17 protein-coding genes are annotated in these 26,797 nt (G+C 70.6%); 12 read left to right on the forward strand and 5 right to left on the reverse strand.

Annotated features, from left to right (window positions below):
- The first annotated feature begins 10 nt into the window (after positions 1 to 10).
- Together KY661_RS05230 and KY661_RS05235 are read left to right on the forward strand one after the other, a co-directional pair.
- A complete protein-coding gene (locus KY661_RS05230; RefSeq protein ID WP_225409134.1) occupies positions 11 to 1,117 on the forward strand; it encodes an AAA family ATPase in 1,107 nt (368 codons plus the stop codon).
- A 93-nt stretch (positions 1,118 to 1,210) separates the two neighbouring features.
- Positions 1,211 to 2,803, forward strand: coding sequence for a hypothetical protein (locus tag KY661_RS05235; protein WP_225409135.1), 1,593 nt, complete (start codon positions 1,211 to 1,213; stop codon positions 2,801 to 2,803).
- On the opposite strand, the gene rpiB is transcribed toward KY661_RS05235, so the two are convergent.
- Together rpiB and tkt are read right to left on the reverse strand one after the other, a co-directional pair.
- Complete coding sequence (gene rpiB, locus KY661_RS05240) at positions 2,731 to 3,225, reverse strand: ribose 5-phosphate isomerase B (RefSeq protein WP_225409136.1); 495 nt, start codon at positions 3,223 to 3,225, stop codon at positions 2,731 to 2,733. The two genes, KY661_RS05235 and rpiB, sit on opposite strands and share 73 nt — an antisense overlap.
- Positions 3,226 to 3,295: 70 nt before the next feature.
- A complete protein-coding gene (tkt, locus tag KY661_RS05245; RefSeq protein ID WP_225409137.1) occupies positions 3,296 to 5,350 on the reverse strand; it encodes a transketolase in 2,055 nt (684 codons plus the stop codon).
- Between the two features lie 498 nt (positions 5,351 to 5,848).
- Here tkt and KY661_RS05250 point away from each other — a divergent pair, with 498 nt between their 5' ends.
- The 4 genes from KY661_RS05250 (at position 5,849) to KY661_RS05265 (ending at position 8,944) form a co-directional block, all read left to right on the forward strand.
- Positions 5,849 to 6,499, forward strand: a complete 651-nt coding sequence (locus KY661_RS05250; RefSeq protein ID WP_398577137.1) for a cell wall protein — start codon at positions 5,849 to 5,851, stop codon at positions 6,497 to 6,499.
- Positions 6,500 to 6,592: 93 nt separating this feature from the next.
- Positions 6,593 to 7,090 carry a hypothetical protein gene (locus KY661_RS05255; RefSeq protein ID WP_225409139.1) on the forward strand — a complete coding sequence of 166 codons (498 nt, stop codon included), beginning with the start codon at positions 6,593 to 6,595 and terminating at the stop codon, positions 7,088 to 7,090.
- Complete coding sequence (locus KY661_RS05260; RefSeq protein WP_263436628.1) at positions 7,035 to 8,642, forward strand: serine hydrolase domain-containing protein; 1,608 nt, start codon at positions 7,035 to 7,037, stop codon at positions 8,640 to 8,642. The genes KY661_RS05255 and KY661_RS05260 overlap by 56 nt, the downstream gene beginning before the upstream one ends.
- Entirely contained in the window at positions 8,639 to 8,944 is a 306-nt protein-coding gene (locus KY661_RS05265) for a hypothetical protein (RefSeq protein WP_225409140.1), read from the forward strand. Before KY661_RS05260 ends, KY661_RS05265 begins: the two co-directional genes overlap by 4 nt.
- A gap of 4 nt (positions 8,945 to 8,948) precedes the next feature.
- On the opposite strand, the gene KY661_RS05270 is transcribed toward KY661_RS05265, so the two are convergent.
- Complete coding sequence (locus tag KY661_RS05270) at positions 8,949 to 10,754, reverse strand: sigma 54-interacting transcriptional regulator (protein WP_225409141.1); 1,806 nt, start codon at positions 10,752 to 10,754, stop codon at positions 8,949 to 8,951.
- Positions 10,755 to 10,978: 224 nt separating this feature from the next.
- Between KY661_RS05270 and KY661_RS05275 the strand changes: the two genes are divergently transcribed.
- The 5 genes from KY661_RS05275 (at position 10,979) to KY661_RS37195 (ending at position 17,097) form a co-directional block, all read left to right on the forward strand.
- On the forward strand, positions 10,979 to 11,602 hold the full coding sequence (locus KY661_RS05275) for a DUF2378 family protein (protein ID WP_075005657.1): 624 nt from the start codon (positions 10,979 to 10,981) through the stop codon (positions 11,600 to 11,602).
- 85 nt (positions 11,603 to 11,687) lie between these two features.
- Positions 11,688 to 11,894 carry a hypothetical protein gene (locus tag KY661_RS05280; RefSeq protein WP_143101332.1) on the forward strand — a complete coding sequence of 69 codons (207 nt, stop codon included), beginning with the start codon at positions 11,688 to 11,690 and terminating at the stop codon, positions 11,892 to 11,894.
- A gap of 103 nt (positions 11,895 to 11,997) precedes the next feature.
- Positions 11,998 to 12,453, forward strand: coding sequence for a response regulator (locus KY661_RS05285; RefSeq protein ID WP_075005655.1), 456 nt, complete (start codon positions 11,998 to 12,000; stop codon positions 12,451 to 12,453).
- Complete coding sequence (locus KY661_RS05290; RefSeq protein ID WP_225409142.1) at positions 12,450 to 14,384, forward strand: hybrid sensor histidine kinase/response regulator; 1,935 nt, start codon at positions 12,450 to 12,452, stop codon at positions 14,382 to 14,384. Before KY661_RS05285 ends, KY661_RS05290 begins: the two co-directional genes overlap by 4 nt.
- Before the next feature lie 139 nt (positions 14,385 to 14,523).
- Positions 14,524 to 17,097: a CARDB domain-containing protein gene (locus tag KY661_RS37195; protein WP_263436629.1), complete on the forward strand. Its 2,574-nt coding sequence runs from the start codon at positions 14,524 to 14,526 to the stop codon at positions 17,095 to 17,097.
- Between the two features lie 15 nt (positions 17,098 to 17,112).
- Here the strand turns inward: KY661_RS37195 and KY661_RS05300 are convergent, their stop codons facing one another.
- The gene (locus KY661_RS05300; protein WP_225409143.1) at positions 17,113 to 20,181 is read right to left on the reverse strand and encodes a poly(A) polymerase; all 3,069 of its coding nucleotides are present in this window, start codon (positions 20,179 to 20,181) and stop codon (positions 17,113 to 17,115) included.
- Positions 20,182 to 20,529: 348 nt separating this feature from the next.
- Here KY661_RS05300 and KY661_RS05305 point away from each other — a divergent pair, with 348 nt between their 5' ends.
- Entirely contained in the window at positions 20,530 to 25,920 is a 5,391-nt protein-coding gene (locus KY661_RS05305; RefSeq protein WP_225409144.1) for an Ig-like domain-containing protein, read from the forward strand.
- Positions 25,921 to 25,977: 57 nt separating this feature from the next.
- Here KY661_RS05305 and KY661_RS05310 read toward each other — a convergent pair whose 3' ends face one another.
- Positions 25,978 to 26,787 carry a hypothetical protein gene (locus KY661_RS05310; protein WP_225409145.1) on the reverse strand — a complete coding sequence of 270 codons (810 nt, stop codon included), beginning with the start codon at positions 26,785 to 26,787 and terminating at the stop codon, positions 25,978 to 25,980.
- Positions 26,788 to 26,797: the final 10 nt, after the last annotated feature.

Raw genomic sequence — 26,797 nt, forward strand, 5'->3', positions numbered from 1 at the left:
TGCGGCGGCGATGAGGGTGACGCGGCTGGACATAGCGGGATACCGCTCGGTGAAGCGGATGGTGTTGCCGGTGCACCCGGTGACGGTGGTGGTGGGGGCCAACGGCAGCGGGAAGACGAACCTGTACCGCGCGCTGCACCTCTTGCAGGCGGCGGCGGAGGGGCGGCTGGCGAGGACGCTGGCGGAGGAGGGCGGCGCGCCGAGTGTGGTGTGGGCGGGGCCGCGCGAGGCCAAGCAGCCGGTGCGGATGCGGGTGGGGGTGTCGCTGGAGGACGAGCTGGCGTACGAGCTGAGCTGCGGCCTCGTGCCGAAGGACCCCTCCGAGCGCTTCAGCCTGTTCGTGTTGGATCCGGAAGTGAAGGAGGAGCACCTCTGGGCGCTGTCCGGCGGGCGGCGGGCGGTGCTGATGGAGCGCAAGGACCGGACGGTGTTCCTGAGAGACTCGGAGGGCCAGCGCGTGACGTTCCCCTCACAGCTGTGGAGCGCCGAGTCGGTGTTGGATCAGCTCGCCGAGCCCCACCGGTTCCCCCGGCTGACGGAGCTGCAGCGGGCGTTGAGCGCGTGGCGCTTCTACCACCAGTTCCGCACGGACCTGGACGCGCCCTCCCGGCACCCGCAGATTGGCGTCCGGACGACGGCGCTGGCGCCGGACGGGCGGGACTTGGCGGCGGCGCTGGGCACCATCCGGGAGATTGGGGACCGGCGGGGGCTGGAGCGGGCGCTGGAGGATGCGTTTCCGGGGGCGGAGCTGGAGGTGAAGGCGCCCCAGGGCCGCTTCAGCCTGGCGCTGCACCTGCCGGGGCTGAGCCGGCCCATGGAGGCCAGCGAGCTGTCGGACGGGACGCTGCGCTACCTGTGCCTGCTGGCGGCGCTGCTGAGCCCCCGGCCGCCGCCGTTCCTCGCGCTGAACGAGCCGGAGACGAGCCTGCACCCGGAGCTGCTGGGGCCCCTGGCCCGGCTCATCGTGGAGGCGGCGAAGCACAGCCAGATCTGGATCACCACGCACGCGGAGCCGCTCGCGGAGGCCGTCTGCCGCCGCACGGGGTACGAGCCCGTCCGGCTGGTGAAGCACGCGGGGGCCACGGAGGTGGAGGGCGCGAAGGTGGGCGAGGACTGAGGAAGCAGGCAGGCGGCGGCGCCGGGAGGAATTCGCGCTGTCATGGCGGGGGCGTAGACTGGCGTCCTGTCCGGTGAATCCAGGGAGCCCCCGATGAACGAGAGCGGCGCAGGGCCAGGCGGCAAGACGCTGGCGTCTGAGGGCGCGGAGCCGGTGTGGCAGCAGGGGTGGGGCCTGCTCCAGCGCATCGTGGGGTGGGGCCTGCTCGTCGTGGCCCTGGGCATCGTGGCCCTCTACTTCCTGTGGAGCGTCCCGGTGGATGCGCCGCCCCCGCCGGGGGTCCTGGGGGGCGTGCACCAGGTGATGGGCCAGCTGCGTGAGGGCAACGATGCGGCCGGGGTCTTCCTGCTCATCGTGGCGCTCTGGGCGTGCTCCCAGTTCCTGTTCCTCAAGAAGGAGAGCGACGGCGTCCGGGCCGTGCTGGGCCTGGTGCTGGGCGGGCTCGTCTTCATCGGGCTGGGCGGGCACATGCTGTCGCACGAGACGCTGTGGGGTTGGGGGCTCGCGGTGCTGCCAGCCATGCTGGTGGTCCACCACGGGCTCTACCTGGGGCGCATCAAGCCGCACTTCATTCCGGAGGAGCTCAAGGCGCACCCCGAGAAGGTGGGGCTCGACCGCTACAACCTCAAGGACCTGGTCGAGGCGAGCGACCGGTACTTCAACGCCAGCAACATCGCGTTGCGCTACGGCCTGCCGGCGTTGGCCATCCTGGCCATCGGGGCCATCCTCTTCCACAGCCTCAACCCCGTGACGGGCTGGGCGTTGGAGAAGATGCTCGAGGGGGAGGTCAACGGGCAAAAGCAGTTGTGGATCTCCGCGCCGACGCTGGCGGCGGCCCGGTACGGGGCGGCGGGGGCGTACGTGTACGTGCTGCTGTACCTCGGGCAGCGGGGCTTCCGGCATGACATCTCGAGCGGCTCGGCGCTCTGGTGCGCGGTGACGCTGGGGCTGGGGCCCATCCTAGCAGCGGTGTTCTCCACGGTGTGGATGGGGGCGGCGGGGGCGGAGCCCACGGGCTGGGCCACGCGGGCCCTGTACTTCGGCGTGGGCCTGTCTCCCCGGCACCTGGCGCAGCAGGTGACGCGCATGGTCCAGCGCGTCGTCATGGATCCGGCGAAGGGGGCCGCCAAGGACCGCACCATTCCGCTCACGGTCATCCGGGGCATCACCCCGCACATCGAGGAGCGGCTCTCGGAAGAGGGCATCTACGACGCGGTGGGCATGGCCATGGCGGATCCGATGCGGCTCCAGCGCAACACCAACTTCGACAAGCACCAGATCCTCGCCTGGATTGACGCCGCGCTGCTGGTGCACGCGCTGCCCGAGTCCTGGGAGGCGCTGGAGCGCAAGGGCATCCGGGGCGCGAGGGACCTGGTCTGGTACACCTACGAGACGGGGCCCGAGGCGGACCACGGCTTCAAGCAGCTGGCCAGCGAGGTGCTGGACGAGAGCCTCCTGAAGGACGTGGCGTGGCGCCTGGCGCAGGACGCGCAGGCCCAGCGCATCCAGTTGCTGTACCAGCTCGTCAACATGCAGCCGGAGGACGGGGCTGCGTCCCTCAAGCCGCCGTCCTTCGAGGTGCCGCCGGGGCTGGCGCTGGCCGCCCCCCAGCTTCAGGGCGCGGCGTTGTCCGTGGAGCCGGAGCCCGCCGTGGAGCCGGAGGAGGACCGGGCCTCCAAGGCCTGAACCTTGGACAGCCGGCGCACGTGGCGCTCCTCCCCGGTGAAGCGGGCGGAGAGAAACGCGCGCACCAGGTCCTCCGCCAGGGCCACGCCGATGACGCGGGCGCCCAGCACCAGCACGTTCATGTCGTCGTGCTCGACGCCCTGGTGCGCCGAGTAGGTGTCATGGCACAGGCCGCCGCGCACGCCGGGCATCTTGTTGACGGCGATGGAGGCGCCCACGCCGCTGCCGCAGATGAGGATGGCCCGGTCCACTTCGCCCTGGCGCAGGGCCTCGCCCACGGCCTGGGCGCAGTCCGGGTAGTCCACGGGCGCGGTGCTGTGCGTGCCCTTGTCGAGGAGGGTGTGGCCCGCGTTCTCCAGGGCCTTCAGCAGCCAGCTCTTCAGCTCGAACCCCGCATGGTCGGCGGCCAGGGCGATGCGCATGGAACCCTCCTCACAACGGCACAGGGAAAGGGCCTGGAGGACAGTGCGCTCCAGGCCCCGGGGACCGCGGTTACTTCTTCGCCGTGGCGATGGTTTCCTTGGCGGCCTTCACCACGTTCTCCACGGTGAAGCCGAACTTCTGGAGCAGGGACTTGATGGGGGCGGACGCGCCGAAGGTGCGCATGCCGATGGCCTTGCCGGTCAGTCCCACCCAGCGCTCCCAGCCGAACGCCGCCGCCTGCTCCACGGAGACGCGCGCCCGGACGGACGGGGGCAGCACGGAGTCCTTGTAGGCCTCGTCCTGCTGCTCGAACAGCTCCCACGAGGGCATGCTCACCACGCGCGCCTTCACGCCCTCGGACTGGAGCTGCTCGGCGGCCTGCAGGCACAGGGAGACCTCGGTGCCGGTGCCGATGAGGATGACCTCCGGGGTGCCCTCTCCGCCCGCGAGCACGTAGGCGCCCTTGGCCACGCCCGAGGCGGGGGCGTACTTCGTCCGGTCCAGCGTGGGCACCGGCTGGCGCGAGAGCACCAGCGCCACCGGGTGGTGCTTCTGCTGGGCGATGACGCGCCAGGCCTCGGTGACTTCGTTGGCATCCGCGGGCCGCAGCACGATGAGGCCGGGGATGGCGCGCAGCGACTGCAACTGCTCCACGGGCTGGTGCGTGGGGCCGTCCTCGCCCAGACCGATGGAGTCATGGGTGAAGATGTGGATGGCGGGAATCTCCATGATGGACGAGAGCCGGATGGCCGGGCGCTCGTAGTCGCTGAAGATGAGGAAGGTGGCGCCGTAGCCGCGCAGGTTGCACAGCGTCAGGCCGTTCACGATGGAGCCCATGGCGTGCTCGCGCACGCCGTAGTGGACGTTGCGCCCGGTCTGGTCGCCCGGCTTCATCGGCCCGGAGAAGCTCAGGTACGTCTTGGTGGAGGGGTTGAGGTCGGCCGAGCCGCCCACCAGCCAGGGGTAGTTCTTCGCCAGGGCGTTGAGCACCTTGCCGCCGGACTCACGCGTGGCCATGCCCTTGGCGTCCGCGGGGAAGGTGGGCAGCTCCTTGTCCCAGCCCTCGGGCAGCTCGCTGCGCTGCATGTTCTCCAACTGGCGTGCCAGCTCCGGGTGCGCCTTCTTGTAGCCGGTGAAGAGCTGCTCCCACGCCGCGCGCGTCTGCTGCCCGCGCGCGCCCATGCGCTCCTGGAAGCGCTCGCGCACGCCCTCGGGCACGAGGAACTGCGCATCCTCGGGCCAGCCGTACGCGCGCTTGGTGCCCTTGATTTCCTCGGCGCCCAGGGGCTCGCCGTGGGCCGACGCGGTGCCCTCCTTCTTGGGCGAGCCGAAGCCGATGCGGCTGCGAACGATGATGAGGGTGGGCTTGCCGCGCTGCTCCTTGAAGGTGCGGTAGGCCTTCGACAGGGCCTCGAGGTCATTCGCGTCCTCCACGCGCAGCACGCGCCAGCCGTAGGCCTCGAAGCGCTTGCCCACGTCCTCGGTGAAAGCCAGCTCCGTGCTGCCGTCGATGGAGATGTGGTTGGAGTCGTAGACCCAGCACAGGTTGGGCAGCTGCAGGTGGCCCGCGAGCGAGGCGGCCTCGCTGGCCACGCCCTCCATCAGGTCGCCGTCACCGCAGATGGCCCACACGTCGTAGTCGAAGAGGGTGTAGTCCGGGCGGTTGAAGTACCCGGCCAGCCACCGCGAGGCCATCGCCATGCCCACGCTGTTGGCGACGCCCTGGCCCAGGGGGCCCGTGGTGGTCTCCACGCCGGTGGTCCAGCGGTACTCGGGGTGTCCCGGCGTGTTGCTGTCGAGCTGGCGGAAGTTCTGGAGATCCTCCAGCGAGACCGCGGGCACGTTCTCCACCTGCATCTGCTTGTTCACCCGGCGCACGCCGGCCAGGTGCAGCAGCCCGTACAGCAGCATGGAGGCGTGGCCGTTCGAGAGGACGAAGCGATCCCGGTTGGGCCACTGGGGATTCGCCGGATCATACCGCAGCTCCTGCTGCCAGAGCTGGTAGGCGACAGGCGCCAGCGCCATGGGCGCGCCGGGGTGTCCGGAGTGGGCCTTCTCCACCGCGTCCATGGCCAGGGTGCGGAGGGTGTTGATGCACTTCAAATCCTGCGAATCGGTCGTCATGGGAAGTCCTTGGTTGACGGGGACGCACAATGCCGCAAGCGCGGCCCTTTCGCCGCAGAAAGGCGCAGGACGTAGGCCCCGGGGATGTCAGACCGGGCCCGTAGACTTGAGGGAAATGAATCCGAACCCTGTTCGTATCAGGAAAACAGGAGACGGCGCGTCCGGCAGGGCAGTCCTCGTTTCGGGGGGTAATTGATGATTCATCTGTTCATTCCTGCGCTGTTGGTGCTGTGGGTGGCGTGGGCGGCCCCGCGCTCCCGGCGCCGCATGCGCCGGTTCAAGGTGGGCGCGCGCGCGCGGTAAAGGCCATGCCGCGCTGCGCCGCCCGGGGGAGCAGCCCCACCCGCTGAAAGCGGTTACATTTCTGGAGACAGGCCCCGGGGGAAGTTGGAACCCCCAGGGGCCTGGTCCAGAGACAGACATGAAAGGCGTTCTCCACACCGGGAGGTATCGGTGTATACACAGCGCCACATGTCCTTCGAGAAAGCCCTTCGAGAAATGATTCGGGTTGAGCTGACGACCCAGCTGCGGCCCCTCCAGAAGTCCATCGCAAGCCTTGAGAAAGGGCTGGGACATATCGAGCGCCTGCGCTCGATGACCGCGAGGCTGGCCCCGTTGGCGGCCTCTCAGGGGCTGAAGTTGCCGCTCCCCCTGGTGCGTGGCGCCGGGAAGCCGGCCGCGGGCAAGGCCGCGCCCGTGAAGGCTGCACCCGCGAAGGCCTCGCCCGCGAAGGCGGCTCCTGCGAAGGCGGCCCCTGCGAAGGCGGCCCCTGCGAAGGCGGCCCCCGCGAAGGCGGAGCCCACGAAGGCCCCGGCTGGGGCGGCGCGGTCCTCGGGCAAGGGTGCCTCGGCCGCGGCCGCAGCGTCCGGTGCGTGCGCGGTCATCGGGTGCAAGCGCCCGAGCCGGTCCAAGGGCTACTGCTCGGCGCACTACCAGAAGCTGCGGCTGCTCATCCGGACGGACCGCCGCCCCTCGGACTGGGGCGACAACGCGCCGCCGCAGTCCGCCAAGGACGTGAAGCTGCCCCGGGGGCGGGCGGCCGCCCAGGAGCGCCAGGCCGAGCCGCAGCAGGAAGAGCTGAAGGAGCCGCCCAAGCCCAAGGCGTGGGTGCGCAAGAAGGGCGCGCAGGGGATGATCTCCCTGAACTGAAGGGCGAGGGAGCGGCGCGCATGACGAGGGCCTCCCAACACGCCAGGTCGCGTGGCCGTTGACAGACCTGCCGGGGGATGGGATTCGGGCGGCATGAGCGAGCAAGGTTATCCGGTCACCGTGGCGGTTCAGCGTCCCGATGGCCGCGTGGAGCACGTGCGCGTGGGCACGGCATACAAGCGCGAGGAGGGATTCTCCCTGCGCATGGGCGAACTCTCCATCGGTGCGGTTCCGGACGCGGCCTCTTCCGCGCCCCGCCGGGCCGCGAGCAGCGCGGGGGCGGGCGGCGGTGGGGGCGGCGGCGGCGGCGATGGGTCCGTGTTCCCCAACTACGGCCGCAGCAAGGGTGGGCCCATCTACGGGGCCACCATGCAGGACCTGGAGTATTACGCCAATGGCGCGAGGCGCTCCCTGGCCGACCCGAGCAAGTCCCGGTGGCATGACAAGGAGCGGGCGCTGCTGGCGAGCATCGAGGCGGAGATTGCCCGGCAGCGAGGAGGCGACGCGGACGCCCCCCAGGGCGGAGGCTTCGGCCATGCGCCGGGAGACGGCGATCCGCCGCCGCACACCGATGACGACATTCCCTTCTAGACCCACGGGGTGGGCCCTTCCCTTCGGCGTGGGGGTGGCCACCGCCCTGGTGATGGTGCCCCTGGCGCTGTGGGCGGGCATGAGGCTGGGCACGCTCTCCTCGAACACGGTGAGGGCCGCGGTGCCCGCGCTGCTCCTGGTGGGGGTGGTGCCCCCGCTGGCGGTGGTGGGGATGGAGGCGTGGGTCATCCGCCGGATGGGCGCGGCACCGGGGCGGACCGGGCTGGCGGTGGCGCTGGCCCTGGGGACGCAGGTGTTGGTGCTGGCAGGGGCGATCGGGCTGCATGCCTCCGCGCGGCGGCCCGGCGATGCGGCCCTGCTCACCGGGGTCCTGGCGGTGGTGCTGCCCCTTGGGGTGACGGGGGCGCTGAGGGCCCGGGGGCGCTCCGGCGCGGAGGCCCTGCGCGCCTCGGGGGCGAGCCTGCCGCTGTGCCTGGTGTTGCTGGGACTGCCGGGCGGGGCGGACGCCGGGTGTCCCGAGCGGAGCCTCTGGCCCACGCAGGACTGGGCCTCGGCGCCCTTGCCCGCCGGGCATGAGCCCGCGCTGCGGGCCTTCGAGGACTATGCCTTCACCCGGAAGGAGCCTGCCTCGGAGCGAAAGGGGATTCGCACGGACGGGGTGCTCATCCTCCACCGGGGGCGTCTGGTGTACGAGCGCTATGCGCCCGGGTGGACGGCCCAGAAGCGGCACCTGGGCTGGTCCATGGCCAAGAGTGCCACCAATGCCCTCACGGGCCTGGCGGTGGCCGAGGGCGCGCTGGCGCTGGAGGACTCCATCTGCAAGTACGTGAAGGCCACGCGGGAGTCCGCCTGTGCCATCCAGGTGCGCCACCTGCTGGAGTTCGCCTCGGGGCTGGACTGGCAGGAGGGCTACGAGAATGGCCCGCTCCAGACATCCTCGGTCCTGGCGATGCTCTACGGCGAGGGCCACGGGGACATGGTGGCCTTCATCACCTCTCACGTGCAGCGGGACGCGCCGGGGACGAGCTGGGAGTACTCCTCGGGCGACACCACGCTGCTGGCGGCGGTGGTGGGCGCGGCGATGCGCCCCCGGCAGCCCGAGGGCTGGGAGTGGCGGCTGCTGTTCGAGCCGCTGGGCGTGCGCAGCGCGGTGTGGGAGCGCGACGGCCAGGGCGTCCTGGTGGGCTCCTCGCTCCTGTACGCCACGCCGCGGGACTGGGCGAAGCTGGGCTTTCTCTTCCTGAATGACGGGTGCTGGGAGGGCCAGCGGCTGCTGCCCGAGGGCTGGGTGGCCCAGTCCACCGCCGTGTCCGGGCCGCTCCGCCAGAAGCGGCTGTATTGGGACCCAGGGGATGTGCAGGGCTGGCAGCTCTGGCTCAACCGCCGCGTGCCGGGCGTGCAGGACGGGAAGCCCTGGCCGCACGTGCCCGAGGATGCCTACGCCATGCGCGGGCACTGGGGACAGTCGGTCACCATCATCCCCTCGCTGGATGTGGTGGTGGTGCGCATGGCCGACGACCGGGAGCCGGGCGCCTTCGAGCTGGATGCCTTTCTGGCCCGGGCCCTGGCGCTGGTGGGGCAGCGCCCATGAAGCGGGCGGCGTGGCTGGGCATCGCGGCGGGGCTCGTGGCCTGTGAGGGCGGGGACCGGCGCTTGTATGACAACAATGACTTGCGGCTCGTGACGGCCTACACGGCGAAGGATGCGTGCTCCTGTCTCTTCGTGGCGGAGCAGGACGAGGCCTTCTGCCGGGCCTGGGTCCAGGCCAGCCCCGCCGTGGCGCACCTGCGCATCGACGCGGAGCGGAAGGAGGTGGAGACCTCGGCCCTGCTGCTCTGGGGTGCCCGGGCCCGCTTCGTGGACGCGCGCACCGGGTGCGTGCTGGAGGAGTAGGGGCTTAGCCGCCCTTCCACAGGCCGTGGCGGCGCGCCCGGCGGCCCAGCGTCACCGGGTCCATGCCCAGGGCCACCGCGGCGCGGCGCAGCACCCCGCCACTCTGCTCCAGGGCCTCGCGGATGAGCTCCCGCTCCAGTTGCTCCATCCGGGTCCGCAGTGAGCCTGCTGGGGCCACGCCCCCGGGGGGCAGGCTCGCCAGCATCATCGGGGGCAGCAGGCTCCGGGTCACCAGCTCTCCAGGCTTCGACAGGAGCACCGCGCGCTCCAACACGTTGCGCAGCTCGCGCGCGTTGCCGGGCCAGGCATACGCCAGCAGGGCCTCCTCCGCCTCGGGCGCCACCCCGCTCGCCGAGCGCTTCAGCGCCTGATTGAAGAGCTCCAGGAAGTGCCGCGCCAGCGAGAGGATGTCCTCGGGGCGCTCGCGCATGGGGGGAATGTCGATGGTGAAGCTGTTGAGCCGGTAGAAGAGGTCCGCCCGGAAGCGCCCGGCGCGCACCTCCTGGGCCAAGTCCCGGTTGCTCGCCGCCACCACCCGCACGTCCACGTGGCGCACCTGGGTGCCGCCCACGGGGCGCACATCGCCGCCCTCCAGCACGCGCAGGAGCTTGGCCTGGAGGTTGGGGGTGGTGTTCTCGATTTCATCCAGGAAGATGGTGCCGCCGTCGGCCAGGACGAAGAGGCCCGGGTGGTCGGCCACCGCGCCGGTGAAGGCCCCCTTCACGTGGCCGAACAGCTCGCTCTCCAGGAGCGTCTCGCTCAGCGCGCCGCAGTCCTGCACCACCAGGGACACGTTCCCCCGGCCGCTCAGCTTGTGGATGATGCGGGCCAGCACCTCCTTGCCCGTGCCCGTCTCCCCTTGCAGCAGCACCGCCACCCGGTGGGGGGCCGCCACGCGCACCAGCTCCATGACGCGCTTCATCGGGGGGCTGGAGAAGCCGGGCCCGTCGCCCCCCGCGGGGCTGGGCGTGCCCGCGGTGCCCTCCAGGAGCGCCCGCTCCCGCAGGAGGTTGCGCTCCAGCTCGAGCGCCAGCCGCCGCTGCTCCGTGCGCACCCCGTGCTCGCGTCCCGCGTCCAGCACCGCCTGCCGGATGATTTCCGGCTCCGGCGAAGGGCCCAGCGCCCGGAAGATGCCCCCCGCGTTGAACAGCTCCACCAGCCGCTCCGCCGGGGCGGGCGCGCAGTAGACGATGCGCGCCGCCATGTCGCTGGGGGGCGCCGCGCCGGTGACATCCACCTCTTCCATGCGCCGGGCGGAGAGCTGCTCCACCAGCGACAGGGCCTGCACCTCGTCCGTGCCGGCCACCAGCAGGACGGCCACGTCCCCCCGGTTGAGCAGGGCCTGCACCTCCGGCGAGGACGTCGCGTGGCCCAGCCGCGCGTGCCCCTCCAGCGCCGAGCGGATGAGCCGGACCTGGGCCTCCGTGGCGTAGGCCACCGCCACCTGGAGGGCGCTCTCCTGGAGGTAGCGCGCCAGGGTGACGCGGTGGGCGCCCTCGAAGGAGCGGAAGAACACCCCCATCGCCATCACGGTGCCGCCGTTGGCCACCTCCGTGTCATGCCGCCAGCGCACCTCGCCCTGGGCCCGGATGCGCGCGTGGGAGTCCGGCAGCGAGAAGGCCAGCTCGAAGAGTTGCCCCTCGCGGGGGCCCGTGGCGGTCCCCTCCAGCGAGGTGGCCACCAGGCCAATTCCCGTCTCGCTGATGTTGACCGACCAGCACCCGTGCAATGCCGGCTGCGTCACGACCTGCACGTACAGGGGCTTGCGCGGGCTGCGGTCCGTGAAGATCCGGGACGAGGGGGGCTTCATGACTGAAGGAGGGGGCTTCACGAATGAAGCATGGCTTCAGAAGGTTGAAATTGCATGTTTCGATGAACGCCTTGTGCTGTCGAAGCTTCAGCCCTGAATCCCCTGGGGGAAGGTAACGCCTTGTTTTCCAAGGGATTGGAAGGTGGCCCAAATCCTGCTCTTGGCAGCCCCCGGCAGCGGTCCCCGGCTTTCTCCCGGCAGGTCCCACTTCAGGAAACGCCATCATGCACGCACACCTCGAGTCGCTACAGCCGGTGATGGACCTCGACGTGGAGCGCCAGCTCCGCCACCGGATGGCGATGACCAGCCCCACGGACACGGCACACGGGATGTTCTTCAGCGGGGTGCTGGAAACCGTTCGCACACTCGGTGGGAGTGAAGCCGCGGACCGCTGCCAGGAAGTCTCGGAGAGGCGGCGCTTCATTGCCTCCCTTCCTTATCCCGTCGCCGGGCTGCTGCGCATGATGCTCGTGGCGGTGAAGGAGCTGGGGCCGCGCGCCGGAGGCGGCTCGGCGGTGCTGCGCCGCATGGGGCGCCAGGCGGCCCATGATTTTTTGCGTGCCCCCGCGGGCCGCACCATGCTCGTGCTCTCGGAGGGTAGCCCCCGGCGGCTCCTCCAGCAGCTGCCCTCCAGCTACCGCGCCACGGTCAGCTACGGCGAGCGGCGGATGATTGCCTTCCCGCCGGGCAACACGGGCCGGTTCGTCACGCAGGGGGATTTCATGCCTCCGGCCTACACGAAGGGGCTGTTGCAGGGCGTCCTGGAAGAGGGCGGCGCGCGGAACGTCTCGGTGATGGGCAGTGCGGTGGGGCTGCTCGACAGCGAATACGAGCTGGCCTGGGATTGACGGGAAGAAGGAGAAGGCCCGTGAGTTGCAGGTGTCCCACGCAGGCAGGGCCAGGGCAGACCACGCGGAGTGAGAGGAGATGCGGATGAGGCTCGACGACGGGAGGGTGGAGGGGACTCAGGGCGCGCCGCGCAAGGGGCCGTCCGAGGGCGGAGGCCGGGGCGGCGCTGGCGCACGGGACATGTCCCGCAGCGGCTCGCCGGGAGCGCGGGGCGAGGGGGCCTCGGAGTCCACTCCCCGGGCGCGCGCGGAGCACCGCAAGCTGCAGGATTTTCTGAATGCCTTTGTGTAGGGCCTGAAGATTCTTCAGGCCGCGCCGGCACAACCCTCTTTCGCGTCCTCACGGAAAGAGCGATTTTCTGTTGCCCCTCACCACCGGCGGGCAAGAGGAAGTCATGGGACGAGCCAGAGCCACCACCATCCTGATGGCGGACGATGATGCGGATGACCGGGAGCTTGCGCAGGAAGCCCTGCGGGTCAGCCAGGTCCCCAGTGCCTTGCGGTGTGTCGAGGATGGGGAGGAGCTGCTCGACTACCTGAACCGGCGGGGCCGCTACCGCGAGCCCCAGAGCGCGCCGGCGCCCGGGCTCATCCTGTTGGACTTGAACATGCCGCGCATGGACGGCCGTGAGGTGCTGCGGACGCTCAAGCAGGACCCGCGCCTCAAGCGCATCCCCGTCGTCATCCTGAGCACCTCGCGCCGGGACGAGGACGTGGTGGGAAGTTATGACTTGGGGGCCAACTGCTTCATCACCAAGCCGGGCTCCTTCTCGGAGCTCATCCAGATGATGAAGGTCCTGGACGCGCATTGGATTCAGACCGCGGAGCTGCCCCGCGCGGCCCTCTCATGATGCAGCAGGCCGCCTCCTCCCCCGTGCGCGTCCTGCTGGTGGAGGACGACGAGGATGACTTCCTGCTGGTCCGGGACGCGCTGCGCGCCATGGGCTCGGGCGGTGTCACGATTGACTGGGTGAGCGAGGCGGACCCCGCGCTCGCGGCGCTGGCGGAGGCGCGCCACGAGGTGTGCCTGCTGGACTACCGGCTCGGGGCGCACACGGGCCTGGAGCTGCTGGAGGAGGCCCGGCGCCGGGGCGTGCACACGCCCATCATCCTGCTGACGGGCATGGCGGAGGGCAGCGAGGTGGACCGCCAGGCGCAGCAGGCGGGGGCGGCGGACTTCCTGGCGAAGTCCGAGCTGACGCCGGTGCTGCTGGAGCGCTCCATCCGCTATGCCATCCAGCATGCGCGGACGCTGGAGGTGCTGCGGCGCTCCCAGGCGAACTTTCGCGAGCTCATCGAGCAGATGCCCGCGGGCCTCACCGTGCTGACCGGGGGGCGGGTCGTCTATGTGAACCCCGCCATGGCCCGGCTGAGCGGCGTGTCCCGGGAGGCGCTCCTGGGGCGGACGCTGGAGGCGTTCCTGGCGCCGCTGCTGGGGGCCGGGGAATGGCCGAAGCTGCGGGAGGCGCTGCCGGCGGAGGGCACCCCGCTGGCGCCCCGGGATGCGCGCCTGCTGCGGCCCTCGGGCGAGGCCATTCCGGTGGAGCTGGCCCGGCTGCCGGTGGTGTTCGACGGCCAGCCCGGCTCGCTGTGGGTGGCGCGGGATTTGACCGAGCGCAGGCTGCTGCAGTCGCGCCTGATGCTCGCCGAGCGCATGGCCTCGCTGGGGATGGTGGCGGGCACGGTGGCGCACGACATCACCAACCCGCTCTCGTACGTGCTCGCCAACCTCCACCACCTGGAGGCCGATGTGCTGCCGCGCCTGCCGCTGGCCGAGGCGGAGCGCTCCGAGGTCCGCACCCTGCTGGGGGACATCCGGCACGGCGCGCAGAGCTTCCGCGACATCATCCAGCAGCTGCGCGTCTTCGCCCACGAGGGCAAGGAGGCGCCGGCGCCCGTGGAGGTGCACCGGGTGCTGGAGTCCTCCATTCGCATGGTGCAGCACACCCTGCGGCAGCGCGCCCGGCTGGTCCGGGACTACACCCAGCCGCTCTCGGTGCTGGCGGACGAGGGGAAGCTCGGGCAGGTGTTCATGCACCTGCTCGTCAACGCGGCCGAGGCCCTGCCGGAGGGGGATGTGGAGCACCAGGAGATCCGCCTGGTGACGAGGCCCCAGGGGGCGCAGGTGGCCATCGAGTTCCACGACACGGGGGCCAGCATTCCCCCGGACCGCCGGGAGCGGGTGTTCGAGCCCTTCTTCCCGGAGGCCTCCGGTGGGGTGGACACGGGGCTGGGGCTGTCCGTGTGCCGCACCATCGTGACGGACCTGGGCGGGCGCCTGACGCTGGAGAGCGGGCCGGGGCGGGGCCGGGTCTTCCGGCTGCTCCTGCCCGTCCCGGAGCGGAAGGCCGTGCTCTCCCCACCGCCGCTGCCCCTGGGGAACGTGCCCCGGCGTGGGCGCATCCTCATCGTGGATGACGAGCGGATGGTGGGGGTGGCCATCCGCCGGGCCCTCCAGCGGGAGCACGAGGTGGAAGTGATGACGGATGCGCGCGAGGCGCTGGAGCGCCTGGTGGCCGGAGACCCCTTCGACATCATCCTCTGCGACATGATGATGCCGGAGATGAGCGGGATGGAGCTGTACGAGGAGCTCTCCCGGGTGGCGCCTCGGGTGGCCGGCCGGATGGTGTTCCTGACGGGCGGGGCCTTCACGCCGCGGGCCCGGGAGTTCCTGGGACGGGTGGGCAACCGGTGTATGGAAAAGCCGTTCCTGCCCGAGGAGCTCCGTCAGCTCGTGCAGTCGCTGCTGGTCCGTGAGTCCGCCGCGCCGCCGGGGGCCTGAAAGACCTGAAGGGTTTGAATAAATCCGCACAGCCCCCGTCTGGGAGGCCGTGTTGGGGCTGGTGGGGATGGGCGCATCAGCGCCCGGTGGGAGGCGGGATGGGCCGGCGGCTCCACACTTCCCAAAGAGGCAGGCCCTCATGCGGATACAGAAGTGGTGGGCGGGCGCACTCGCCAGTGCGTTCGTGGGCTGTGTCGTTGCACCCTATGACGACGCGTGGGAGGGCGATGACCTTCCCAGCGTGCCGGGTCCGAACCCCGAGCCCTGGGTCCCCACCCCGGGCCCCTCCGGCGTGGACTTCCAGGTCGAGTTCCTCTCCGGGCCCTCGACGCTCGGGGTGGGCTCGCTGGTGCGCGCGAGGCTGTGCAACCGGGGCAGCGCGCCGGGCACCACGCAGCTGGCCTTCGTCCTGTCACAGGATGCGGTCATCGACGCGCGCGATGCCTGGCTGGGCTCCAGCGAGAGCTTCCTGGTGCAGGCCGGGCAGTGCCAGGAGGTCAGCGCCTCCCTGGACATGCCGGACGTGGCCGCGGGCACCTATGTCCTGGGCGCCATCGCTGACCTGGAGAACCGGGTCGGCGAGTCGAATGAGCGGAACAACGCCCGCGCGGGCGGCAACGTGCAGGTGGACCGCTCCGCGCCGTCGATGCCCAGCCTCTCGTGGCGGGCGCCGGGGGCCTCGGACTCCCTGCAAGTGCCCCACCTGGTGGTCCGCACCGAGCCCCGCGCGACCGTGCGCGTCTACGGCAGCCCCAACTGCACGGGCCCGGTGGTGGCGAGCAGCGAGACCGGCGCGGGGACGTCCTGCGAGATTCCCATCTACACGCCGGGCTACTCTGCGGGCGTCTACTCGGCACGCTCCTATAATGGTGCGGGCAACGCGTCGGGCTGCGCGACCGTTCCTTCCTATGGAGGCGGCGGTGGGGGCGGGGGCGGCTGCACCGGAGGCGGTGGCGGCAGCGGGGGCTATGGCTACGGCAGCGACGGCGGGTACGGCGGGGGCAACGGGGGCTGCGATACCACCCCGCCGGCGCCGCCCGTCATCGTCGAGGCCACCTGGCAGTACGGCAACACCCGGCATGAGCTTCGCGTGAAGGGCACCGCCGAGCCCGGGAGCACCGTGGGGGTCTTCATCGACGTGGCCTGCACGGGGACCCCCGCGGCCACGGCCACGGTGGGCGCCGATGGAAAGTTCAACCTGGTGGTGCTCGTGGATGCCACGGGCCCGGGCTCCGTGCGCCGGGTGTTCTTCGCCGCGAAGGACGCCGCGGAGAACGTCTCGTCCTGCATCGAGGGGCCGGTCTATGAGACGCCTTGCGCGCCGGGGTACGGCAACTGCGATGGGAACCCGGCCAACGGCTGTGAGACGGACCTCACCTCGAACGTGAACCACTGCGGCACCTGCGGCAACACGTGCCCCGGCCAGGACTCCACCGTGGGCGTCTGCATGGCCAGCCAGTGCAGCACGGCCTGCGCGCCCGGCCGGTATGACTGCGATGGGAACGCCGCCAACGGCTGCGAGTCCACCTGTGCGTGCACCCCGACGGCCTGCACCATCGACCGCCAGGCGGAACTGGTCATCACCTCGCTCTCGGTGGTGGAGGACCCCGTGCGGACCGCGCCCGGAGGCGCCTGGCACTTCGGGACGCTGATGAAGGCGATGGCGGGCAACCAGGACCCGTCCGCGCTGGTGCGCCAGTGGCTGCGCACCTGGAACACGGCCCAGACGGTCAACGGCATGACGCTGCCGGCCCGCACGCAGCTGCAGACGCTGGTGCTGGGGCCCTGGGAGCAGCGCAGCGGCGGGGCGAGCAAGCCGCTCGACTTCAGCACGGCGCCGTTCCGGCTCCTGGCCATCGTCAACCGCATGGACCTGCGGCAGCCGGGTGTCCAGGCCGGTGAGGGGCGCTTCGTCTTCGGCGTGCTCGATGCGCAGGGCCGTCCGCTCGAGTTCACCCTCATCCTGGAGTACACGCTGCCCGGAAGCAGCCCGGAGGCCATCCTGGCCTGGGCGCGGGACTGGCACGCCCTGGGGCAGCTCGGCCTGGGGAGCGCCAACTACAAGGCGAAGCTCCAGCAAATCACCGATCGCTTCACGGCGGCGGGCGTGATGCCCTCGCGGCCCTTCGGCAGTGCCATCAACCATGTCCGCACCAACGAGGCCGCGCTGTCCACCCTGTGGGAGATGCGGGACTTCTCCCTGTCGGCGGAGGGGCTGAAGCCGGCCGCGACGGCGCTCACGCCGGACTTTGGCTTCAACAACTCGAACGCCCTGGGCAACTTCATCCGTGCCAACGAGGACGCCATCCTCGCCGAGCAGCACCAGGTCCCCGCGGTCTTCTCGGGGGCACCGTTCCTGGCGGCGGGCGTCCGGGTCCCGGATGAGACGTTCTTCTGGCGGGCGCCCTCGGTGAGCGTCGAGGCCCGGCACAAGTTCTCCCTGAACACCTGCAGCGGGTGCCACGCGGGCGAGACGAAGACGGACTTCACCCACATCCTCCCGCGCGCCGCGGGGCAGGCGTCGAACCTGTCCCTCTACATGCGGGGCGTCTCGGTGAAGGACCCGGTGGGGACCGTGACGCGGACGTTCGACGACATCGGCCGCCGCGCCGAGGACATGGCCGCGCTGGTGTGCGGCAGTGGGAACATGCTGAACGCCAGCGACAGCGGCCTCCCGCCGGCGTCCAACCTGCCCCGCTCCCGCGTGCACTGAGGCCCTGACGGCGGCTCAGTCCACGGCCAGCCGGAGGGTGAGCGAAGCGCCTGGAGGCCGGTGGCTCCAGGCGTGAAAGGACTCGCGGAACGCGTCCAGGGTCTGGCGCAGAGCGCTTCCCGGATGCAGCGAGAGGGCCTCTTCCCCCTCCTGGCCTTGAACGGCCAGGCCCACGAGGAAGGGGCCCTCGGGCTGAGCGGGGGGAAAGGGGCGCAGAAAGAGCCGGCGATCTCCCTCCAGCCGGTACACCAGGGCCGTGAGGTGCCCGAGCACCCAGCCCGCGGCCACCTGCCGGTCCTCGGGCGATTCGGCCTCGATGGAGACCACCACGCGGGCGGGCATCTGCCGGGAGACGTCCACGGGCGCGAACAGGGCCTCCCAGGCCTCCGCCGTGCCCTTGCTCCGGGCCTGCCGCAGCACTTCACTGGCGCGAGCGAACTCGTCACGAAGCACGCGGAGCGTCGAGCGCGACACGTTGCGCGCGGTGTTGCGGTGAGGCAGCGCGGGCGCCACCACGGGCATCAGGTCGCGCTTCCCCTCTGGGGTGTACCGCGCGGTCCCCGGCGTGAGGGTGACGGGCAGGGGCCACGGCCAGGCCGCGAACATCTCGAAGAAGTACGCGAGCAGCTGCTCCTCCGTGCGGGAGGACTCCCGAGGGGCGCGCAGACAGGCCCAGGCCACCAGCACGGCCCAGGAGAAGCCTCCCAGGTAGCCCAGCGCATGCGAGTACACGCCGCGCGCCTTCGCCCAGACCTTGACGGCCCGCAGCACGGTCCGGAACCGCTCGCGCTCGGGGCCCTCGGGCCCGGCACAGCTCAGCAGCGCCTCCGTGTCCGCCCAGCCCGTGAGGGAGCGGAACCCGGCGGGATCCAGCCGCTCGCCGTACCGGGCCAGCAGCTCTGAGGGGGGACAGGGCGCTGCGTCCTCGGGGCGGCTCGCATAGGACACATCGAACGGCACGCCATCGAGGGTCAGCTTCACCAGCGGGAGGGCGGCATCCGCGATGAAGCGGGCACCCTCGCTGCCCTTCTCCCGGGAGAGCGCTTGGAGGAGGGCCTGGGCGAAGTCTTCACGGGACAGGTGGGAGGGACCAATGGCCACCGCGTCCACGTCGCTGCCGGGCCGGCTCATTCCCATCCGGAACGAGCCATAGGGGTACAGCGCCACGCCCAGCCGGGCGCACACCGCCTCCAGGTGCTTCACGGCCTGAGCGTGTGCCTGCGAGGCCTCGCCGGAATCCAGTTCCCCTCGCGCGGATAGGACTTCGTGGAGGGTGGTGTGCGGCGGGGCGGTGGGGCGGCGGGCACCCCCGAGCGCCACGCGCCGTCTCACCGCGAAAGGGCCGTTGCCCCGGCGGCTGATCAGACAGACCTCGCGGACTTCGAAGGAGAGGGGACGCCAGTCCTGCTCCCAGGTGGAGAGCGTCTGCCGGATGTCCGCGGGGGCCGAGCGGGGAAGCTGGCCGACACTCAGATGGGGCGTGAACCCGCGTTCGGACTTGCGGCCCTGCTCATCACAGTGAGGGAGCGCGGCTTCGAGCGCGGCTTGCAGGGCCTTCAAGGCGCCGTGAGGCTGGTCCTCGGGCTGGAGCCAGGCGGTCACGCTGGCGCGGTGCTCGAAGAAGTCGAAGCTCGTGAGGGTCACCTGGAAGGGGGCGATGGACCGCAGGGCTTCTTCGATGAGCGCCTCGGCCTCCAGGAAGTGCTCTTCAGGGATGAACGGATAGAGCAGCGTCACATGCGGCATCCACCGCTGGTAGTTCCGGTCATGCTGGGCGCGCAGGGCCTGGAGGGGGCCCCACTGCGCCTCCGGGGGGATGAGCACCACGGCCGACTCGTGCACGGGAACCGCCGAGAGCGCCCGGGAGGCGGCAGGCGGGTGGGCCCGGGGTTCATCCAGTCGCAGCACACAGCGCACGCCGAAGTGATCCGATGTGAAGAGGGGGCCTCCCGCGGGCGCCTCGGGTGGGGGCAGGGGCGTCTCTCCAAAGAGCGACACGGCGCGAGGCGTGAGCCGTCCCGAGCGGGAGCGCACGAGCACCCGGTCCAGCCGCTGGCGTCGGCCGGTGACGGTCATCGCCGTGGCCAGCGCATTCCGCTCCGGGTCGAACGTGAATCCAGGCTCCTCGGGCCGCAGCAGGGGCCAGACATCCACGAATCCTTCTTGGGTGAAGACCTGGGCCTCGGCAGCGTCCTCGCCGAGGTTGAAGTCCCCCGCGAGCACCACATCGGGGGCCTGGGGCCCCAGGGCATTCGCCCAATCGACGAGGGTCCGCAGCTGGGCCGCGCGTGCACTGTCCGGCGAGGCGGTGCGGTTGCTCGTCAGGTGAGGCGTGGCCACCCACACGGGGCCATCCTTCAACCGGAGCTCCCCGGCGATCACCCGCTTGTCCCGGGTGAAGACGCACTGGCGCAGGGAGGCGAAGGGGAACCGGGACAGGAGGAGCTGGCCGTAGGGTTTGACGGTGGCGGCCACCGGTCCGTCCGAGAGGAAATAGTGCTCGCGGATCCACGGCGTCGCGAGGAGCATCCGGAGAAAGGGCTCGGTGACTTCTTGCAAGGCGATGAGGTCGGCATCGACCGAGCGCAGCAGGGAGAGGGCCTCCGGGATGCGCCGCCGGGTGTCGATCAGCTCCGCGTCGTAGAGATCAAAGAGGACGTTGAAGGTGGCCACGGTGAGCGCCTCCGGCGAAGGGAGGGCTTCGGTGTCCACCGTGTCCGGGGGGACGTCTTCACACCAGGCTTCCGCGTGCGCGTCATACCGGTACGCGGGAATCGGTGTGAAGGCAGGCGCGGCTTCGGCCGGGGGAGGGGCGGACGCCGCGGACGCTGCCGGGCCCGCGGCGAGCTCAGTCAGCACATCGGTGCGGCTCTTCCGGTCCCACACCCGCTCAGGGCCCCGGCGGAAGTACCAGACGCGGTGCCAGGGAATCTCTCCATCGGGAACGAAGGCCGCGAAGGGCACTTCCTCCATCTCGCCGGAGTGGGCGTCGTAGCCGATGACGAACTCACGGGCATCGAGCCGGGGATCCCAGCGGATGCGGTGGTAGACCTCTCGGCTGGGGGTGAAGCGCTCGTGAGACATGGCGGAGCCCTCTGAAGAACGGATGACGCGGGATGGCCTCCCTTCAGGCCGTACAACGCCGGGTCCGCATGCGGTTTTCGCGTGCCGCCCCTGACGCGATGCGAAGCGGTGGGCTGACACGGTTGAAGGTGTGGAGGGCAGACAGGCGAGCGCTCAAGGGCTGAGGCCTGCCTCCAGATTGCCCTGCTCACGGAAAATTCCGCGAGAGCTTGGATGGGCCCGAATTCTCGGCCCCTCCCGCGCCGGAAACGCCTCTGTAGGTGTTCCTGCCCGGTTGCCATGTCGGGTAAAAAACGAACGTTGCCGCGCCGGGTTCACGCGCGGGATTCCCTTCTCTCCGAGGCGTGTATGGCATCTCATTTCCTTTCATTCCGCTGGTGCCTCGCGCTGGGCGCGCTCGTGCTGGGGCTGGCGTCTGGCTGCTCGAGTGAAACCACGCCCCCCCGGCCGCCGCCCCCCAGCCGGGACCTGCCGGATGTGGAGCGCTCCACGGTGGAGGTGAACCGCGCCACGAACGTGCGGGCCGATGGCCAGGACGAAGTCACCGTCACCGTCACCGTGCTCAAGAGCGATGGCATGCCGCTGCCGGAGCGACAGGTGTCGCTCCATGCCTCCGGTGAGGGCCACACCTTCTCGCCGCCCTCGGGCATGACGGATGAGAAGGGCGTGATGGTGTCGAAGCTGGTGTCCCTCGTGGCGGGGCCGAAGCAGGTGACGGCGCAGGTGGAGGCCAGCGGAAAGCCCGTGCTGCTGGGCCGGGCGCCCACGGTGCAGTTCGTCATCCCGGCGGCTCCGCAGATCTCGAAGCTCGCCCTCCTGGGCACGGGCCTCGGGGGCGTGGCGGGCTCTCCGATGCAGCCGCTGGAGGTACAGCTCCAGGATGAGGCGGGCGAGGTGATTCGCGGGGCGACGGCCCGGGTCAAGGTGGAGGTGGCCTCGGGACCTTCCTCCGCGCTGAAGGGAACCGTGGAAGTCACCGCGGTGGACGGCGTGGCGCGCTTCACTGAACTGGTCATCGAGCGGACGGGTGAGTATTCGCTCCGGGCGAAGCTGAACACGCTCTCTGTGGAGAGCCCCTCCTTCCAGGTGGTGCCCGCAGCCGCCTCCGTGGTGGAGCTGACGGGCCTGCCGCCGGACACGGAGGCGGGCAGCGCGGTGGGCGCCCAGGTCCTGCTGCGCGACGCGTTCGACAACGTGGCGACGAACTACACGGGGACCCTGCGCATCGTCACCTCGGACTCCACGGCGGTGATTCCGGCGGATCTCGTCTTCTCGAACACGGATCAGGGAAGCAGGGCGTTCGCGGGCCTGTCGCTGCGGCGCGCGGGCCTTCAGACGGTCGGCGTGGTGGACACCGCGAACGGGGCGCTTCAGGGGCAGGTGGAGATTGACGTGAAGCCCGGCGCGGCCGCCCGGCTCACCTTCGCCCAGCCCATTGGACAGCACTCCGTGCGTGCCGCCCTGTCCCCGGTCCAGGTCGCCCTCACCGATGTGTATGGCAATACCGCCGGGGCGCCCACGCCGCAGGTCACCGTGACGCTCTCTCAGGCCGGTGGTGTGCTGGACGGCACCGCCACGGTGGCGCCCGTGGGTGGCGTGGCCACCTTCACGAACCTGAGCATCGCCCAGGAGGGCACGTACACCCTGACCGCCCAGGCGCAGGGCCTGCCGGACGCGAACAGCACCTCCTTCACCATCGTGGATGATGTGGTGCCGGCGACGCCCGTGCTCACCCAGGGCACCACCACGGCGTCCTCCTTCATCGTCCAGTGGAACGCCGTGGGCGATGATGGGCTGCTGGGCACGGCCACCAGCCAGGAACTGCGCTACGCCTCGGCGCCCATCAATACGGATGAGGACTTCGCGGCGGCCACGCCGGTGGCCGTCGAGGCACCGAAGGCACCGGGAACCGCTGAGCAGGCCTCGATCGATGGGCTCGCGGTGAGCACCACCTACCACGTTGCTTTGAAGGTGACGGACAACGCGGGCAACGCCGTGCGCTCGGCCTCGCGCGCGTTCTCCACCAGTAATCCGAGCGTGGAGAAGCTGGCCTTCACGGTTCAGCCGGCGAATGGCACCGCGGGGGTGGCGCTGGCGGAGGTGAAGGTGGCCCTGCAGGACGCGGCGGGCAACACGGTGGGCAACGCCACGCTGGCCGTGACCCTGGCCCTGGCCGAGGACGTGCCGTTCACCCCGGTGACGGTGAACGCGGTGGCCGGCATCGCGACCTTCCCGGGCCTCGTCCTCAACAAGGTGGGCACCTACCACTTCACGGCCTCGACGGGCTCGCTGCCCGCGGTGCAGAGCGAGCCCTTCACCATTCAGCCCGCTGCCGCGGCCCGCTTGGATCTGGTGGGCCTGGTGGGCCCTGTTACCTCTGGGGTGCCGGGCAGTGTCGAGGTGAAGGCCTTCGATGCGTTCGACAACGTGGCCACCGGCTTCGTGGGCACGGTGCACTTCACGTCCACGGACGGCCAGGCGACGCTGCCGCCGGACTACACCTTCACGCCGGGCGATGCGGGGCACAAGGCCTTCACCAACGTCGTGCTCCGGACGGTGGGGGCGCAGACGGTGACGGTGCAGGCGGCCTCACTCCAGGACGAGCTGACGGTGGAGGTGGGCAGTGGCGCTGTGGCGGAGCTGGTGCTTGAGGTGCCCTCGGCCCCCGTTCAGGCGGGCAGCCCCTTCGCGGTGACGGTCACGCTCCGGGATGCTCACGGGAACATCGCCACGGGCTACACGGGCACGGTGAGCTTCGGCTCCAGCGATGGCCAGGTGACGCTGCCCGCGGACTACCCGTTCACCGCGGCGGACGCGGGGAAGAAGACGTTCTCCGGGCTCGTGCTGCACACCGCGGGCACCCAGTCGGTCACCGTGCAGGACGCAGGGGCCACCGGGTTGACGGACACCAAGAGCCTCTCCGTGTCGGAGGGCCCCACCGCGAGCCTGATGCTCTCCAGCCCTGGCACGGCCACCGCCGGGGCCTCCTTCAGCGTGACGCTCAGCGCGCGGGACGCTTTCGGCAACGTGGTGACGGGCTACACGGGCAGCGTGTCCTTCTCCTCGGATGATGCGCAGGCAGCGCTGCCCGCGGACTACACCTTCACCTCGGGCGATGCAGGGCAGCGCGTGTTCAGCGCCACCTTGGAGACGGCGGGCACGAAGCAGGTGAGCGTGACGGATGGCGCGTTCAACGCCAGCGCCACGCTGACGGTCGGCGCGGGCACCCCGGCGAAGCTGGTGTTCTCGCAGCAGCCCGCCCACGGCACCGTGCGCGCCTCGCTGGCGCAGGTGCGGGTGTCCCTCCAGGACGGGTTCGGCAACACCCTCTCCGTCTCGGAGCCCGCCGTGACGGTGGCGCTAACCGGTGGCAACCCGGCCTCGGTGCTGAGCGGCACGAAGACCGTGTCCCCCGTGGCGGGCGTGGCCTCCTTCAGCGGCCTCTCGGTGGACCAGGAGGGCACGGCGTTCGAGCTCGAAGCGAGCGCCACGGGCCTGCCGCCTGTGAAGAGCACGGCGTTTCAGGTGCAGGATGACCTCTCGCCGGCCGTGGCCGTGCTCAGCGGCTCGGCGGACTCCGCCTCCAGTGTGACCCTCACCTGGGTGGCTGTGGGGGACGATGGCACGGAAGGCACGGCCTCCAGCTACGAGCTGCGCCACGCCGCCACGGACATCACCACCGAGGCGCAGTTCGCCGCGGCCACCCCCGTCAGCATCCCCGCGCCGCAGGCAGCCGGACAGCCGGAGACGGCCACCGTGACGGGGCTGGCTCCGGGCGCCCACTTCTTCGCGCTCAAGGTGCTCGATGGGGCGGGCAACTCCAGCCGCTCGGCCAGCGTCCAGGTGGAGCTGGCGGTGCCCCCGGTGGTCCAGGAGGGCCATGTCATCATCAGTGAGTTCCGGGCCCTGGGCGAGGAGTTCATCGAGCTGCGCAACACCACGGCCGCCGACCTCGACGTGCACGGCTACGTCTTCCGGAACGCCGCCAACGAAGAGGTGAACATCCGCGCGAAGAACGATCCGAACGGGACGGCGGGCACGCCCGTCATCATCCCGGCGGGGGGCGTGCTCATGGGCATTCCCAACCCGTCCGGCGCCATTCCCACCACCGTGGGCTTCGTCTACGGCGCGCCGGGCACGGCGTTCGCGCTGGCGGACACGGGGGACACGCTGGAGCTCTACGCCCAGGTCCCCGCGCACCTGGAGGACCGGGTGGACTTCCAGTCCTTCGTCACCAATCCCAACACGCCGCTGACGGCCACCGCGTTCGTGGGCTTCGCGGGTAGCTCCACCCAGCTGGATCCGGGCAGCCTCACGGCCGAGGCCAACGACACGGCGACGAACTGGTGCGTGAGCTTCTATCCGGCGGGAAGCCGCGCGGGCCGCATCCAGGACACCGCGGGCGCGGCCAACGGAAGCTGCAAGGTGGCCGTCATCAACGAGGTGATGTTGGATGCCCCCTCGGGCGAGGATGGCCGGGTCTTCGTGGAACTCGCGGGCCCCGGTGGCTCGGTGATTGGTGGGGCGAAGATTCTCGACATCGAGGGCAAGGGCGCCACGGCAGGGACCCTCAACGCGGACACCGACTTGGCACCGGGGGAAACGGACGGCGAGTTCATCCTCCCGGCGGGGACGCGCTTCCCAGCGGACGGCATCCTGATCATCGCGGACGCGACGGTGAATAACATGACCAGTGTCGCCAACTTCGTGAATGGGGTGGACGTCATGGCCCGCGACATCGCCCTGGAGAGGGGCGGCGGGGACACCATTCAACTGGTCTCCGCCCAGGGCACCCTGCTCGATGTGCTGGGCCATGACACGGCGGGCGCGAACCTCACGGTCGCCACGGCCTTCAATGGCCTGCCCATGTACGCCACGCAGACGGCGCTCACCCCGACGCCCACGATTGGAACCGCCGCGCCCACGTTTGCCCGGGCACCCAACAGTGCCGACACAGGCAACAACCGCGAGGACTTCCGTGCGGATCCCTCGGCGACGCCAGGCTTCGCGAACGATGAGGTGCTCTTCACGGTGACGGGGATCTCCCCCAACAACAGTGCGGCCTCTGCGGGCAGAAATGGCGTCACAATCACAGGGACGGACTTCTCGCCCGGGCTGCGGGTCACCTTTGGCTTGAACCCGTCGGTGCCGTGCGGCCTTGTCAGCCCCACGACGGCCACCTGCGATGCCGTGAAGAATGCGTTCGAGGTGGTCTCGCGGGTGAGCGTGAAGCTCAGCAACCCCACCAGCGTGAAGACCCCGGAGGTGACCGTGGTGGATGGCTTCACGTACACCGGGAGCAACAACGACACCTTGCCCACGGCGGACCCGCTGGAGGCGGATTTCTGCAACCTCCAGTTCCCGGCGTCCATCTCGGTGCAGCGCAGCAAGCCGACGGCGGCCATCTATGGGCAGCTCTACGAGGCGGGCGTGACGGAGTCGCAGGGCGATCCAGGCGGAATCCTCGCCGAGGTGGGCTATGGCACCTCGGGGACGAATCCCATCAGCCACATCTCGTGGCAGTTCTTCCCCGCCACCTACAACGCCCAGGTGGGCAACAACGACGAGTTCTCCGGCGCGTTCACGGCCCCCCAGGCCACGGGCACCTACTCCTATACGTACCGGTTCAGCTTCGACAACGGGCTGCACTGGACGTACTGCGACACGGACGGCGCGGGCTCGAACGGCGGGCTCGTGTTCGAGCACACCAAGCTGGGCGTGATGACGGTCACCAACTAGCCGCAGCCCGGGTCCCGCGAGGGGGAGTGTTATCCCCCCCGCGGACCGGAACGGGTGCTACTGGTCGTCACACGGGTTGCCGAGACGGGCCGTCGTGTACACGCCCAGCTCGTTGTAGATCAGCGGCAGGTTCTCGGAGACGGGCACCGCGCGCAGCTCCACCTTGCGCTTCTTCTCGATCCACACGGGCGTCGCCGCGCGGTCCACCACCAGGCGCAGCTCGCCCTTCTTCGTCGAGAAGATCTCTCCCTCGGAGTCGGAGACGATGTCCTTCATCTCCTGCTTCTTCAGGCGGCCCTTGGGGCCCATGTAGACGCGGAAGCTCTTCTCGGTGCCGGGCTGGAGGCCGCGCTCGACCAGGTAGTAGTTGCCCTGGGCATCCCGGAGCAGGGCATAGGGCTCGAACTGCTGGGGGTTCGGCTCGTACTTCGCCTTCAGGAGCAGCTCCTTCGCCTGGTCCGCCTCGACCCAGGTGAGCGGCACGGTCTTCTCTCCGCAGCGCAGCGAGCACGTCTTCTGCTCCGGCTCGGTGATCACCGCCGAGTACACGCGCATGTCGTGCCCGCGGAAGTTGGAGTTCGCGGTCTTGTTGAAGAACCGGGGCTCCAGGAAGCTGTTGCCGGAGATTCCCCACGGCGCCGGGGTGACCTGGGTGAGGGTCTTCGCGTCCCCGTAGAAGAGCTGCTTGGAGTGCTTCTCACTGGGGGCGACCACCACGTAGTGCCCCTGGGTGTCGGTGCAGACCACCGTTTGCTCGAGGGCGCGCAGTTCCTTCAGCTTCTCCGCCTTGCCCCAGGGGGGCTCGATGGCCCAGGAGGCGCTGGACAACAGGGTGACGGACGCGGCGAGGAGATGTCGACAGTTCATGGAAGATAGG

This window comes from Allostigmatella hybrida (assembly GCF_020103775.1).
Classification (GTDB): Bacteria; Myxococcota; Myxococcia; order Myxococcales; family Myxococcaceae; genus Hyalangium; species Hyalangium aurantiaca.

Excerpts from the sequence above, each read along its gene's own strand:
- rpiB (WP_225409136.1), bottom strand. The coding sequence starts at position 3,225 with ATGCGCATCGCCCTGGCCGCCGACCATGCGGGGTTCGAGCTGAAGAGC.
- KY661_RS05300 (WP_225409143.1), bottom strand. The coding sequence starts at position 20,181 with ATGTCTCACGAGCGCTTCACCCCCAGCCGAGAGGTCTACCACCGCATC.
- KY661_RS05260 (WP_263436628.1), top strand. The coding sequence starts at position 7,035 with ATGCGCCGGGAGACGGCGATCCGCCGCCGCACACCGATGACGACATTC.
- KY661_RS05280 (WP_143101332.1), top strand. The coding sequence starts at position 11,688 with ATGAGGCTCGACGACGGGAGGGTGGAGGGGACTCAGGGCGCGCCGCGC.
- KY661_RS05270 (WP_225409141.1), bottom strand. The coding sequence starts at position 10,754 with ATGAAGCCCCCCTCGTCCCGGATCTTCACGGACCGCAGCCCGCGCAAG.
- KY661_RS05275 (WP_075005657.1), top strand. The coding sequence starts at position 10,979 with ATGCACGCACACCTCGAGTCGCTACAGCCGGTGATGGACCTCGACGTG.
- KY661_RS05230 (WP_225409134.1), top strand. The coding sequence starts at position 11 with ATGAGGGTGACGCGGCTGGACATAGCGGGATACCGCTCGGTGAAGCGG.
- KY661_RS05235 (WP_225409135.1), top strand. The coding sequence starts at position 1,211 with ATGAACGAGAGCGGCGCAGGGCCAGGCGGCAAGACGCTGGCGTCTGAG.
- KY661_RS05305 (WP_225409144.1), top strand. The coding sequence starts at position 20,530 with ATGGCATCTCATTTCCTTTCATTCCGCTGGTGCCTCGCGCTGGGCGCG.
- KY661_RS37195 (WP_263436629.1), top strand. The coding sequence starts at position 14,524 with ATGCGGATACAGAAGTGGTGGGCGGGCGCACTCGCCAGTGCGTTCGTG.
- KY661_RS05290 (WP_225409142.1), top strand. The coding sequence starts at position 12,450 with ATGATGCAGCAGGCCGCCTCCTCCCCCGTGCGCGTCCTGCTGGTGGAG.
- KY661_RS05310 (WP_225409145.1), bottom strand. The coding sequence starts at position 26,787 with ATGAACTGTCGACATCTCCTCGCCGCGTCCGTCACCCTGTTGTCCAGC.
- KY661_RS05250 (WP_398577137.1), top strand. The coding sequence starts at position 5,849 with ATGATTCGGGTTGAGCTGACGACCCAGCTGCGGCCCCTCCAGAAGTCC.
- KY661_RS05255 (WP_225409139.1), top strand. The coding sequence starts at position 6,593 with ATGAGCGAGCAAGGTTATCCGGTCACCGTGGCGGTTCAGCGTCCCGAT.
- KY661_RS05265 (WP_225409140.1), top strand. The coding sequence starts at position 8,639 with ATGAAGCGGGCGGCGTGGCTGGGCATCGCGGCGGGGCTCGTGGCCTGT.
- KY661_RS05285 (WP_075005655.1), top strand. The coding sequence starts at position 11,998 with ATGGGACGAGCCAGAGCCACCACCATCCTGATGGCGGACGATGATGCG.
- tkt (WP_225409137.1), bottom strand. The coding sequence starts at position 5,350 with ATGACGACCGATTCGCAGGATTTGAAGTGCATCAACACCCTCCGCACC.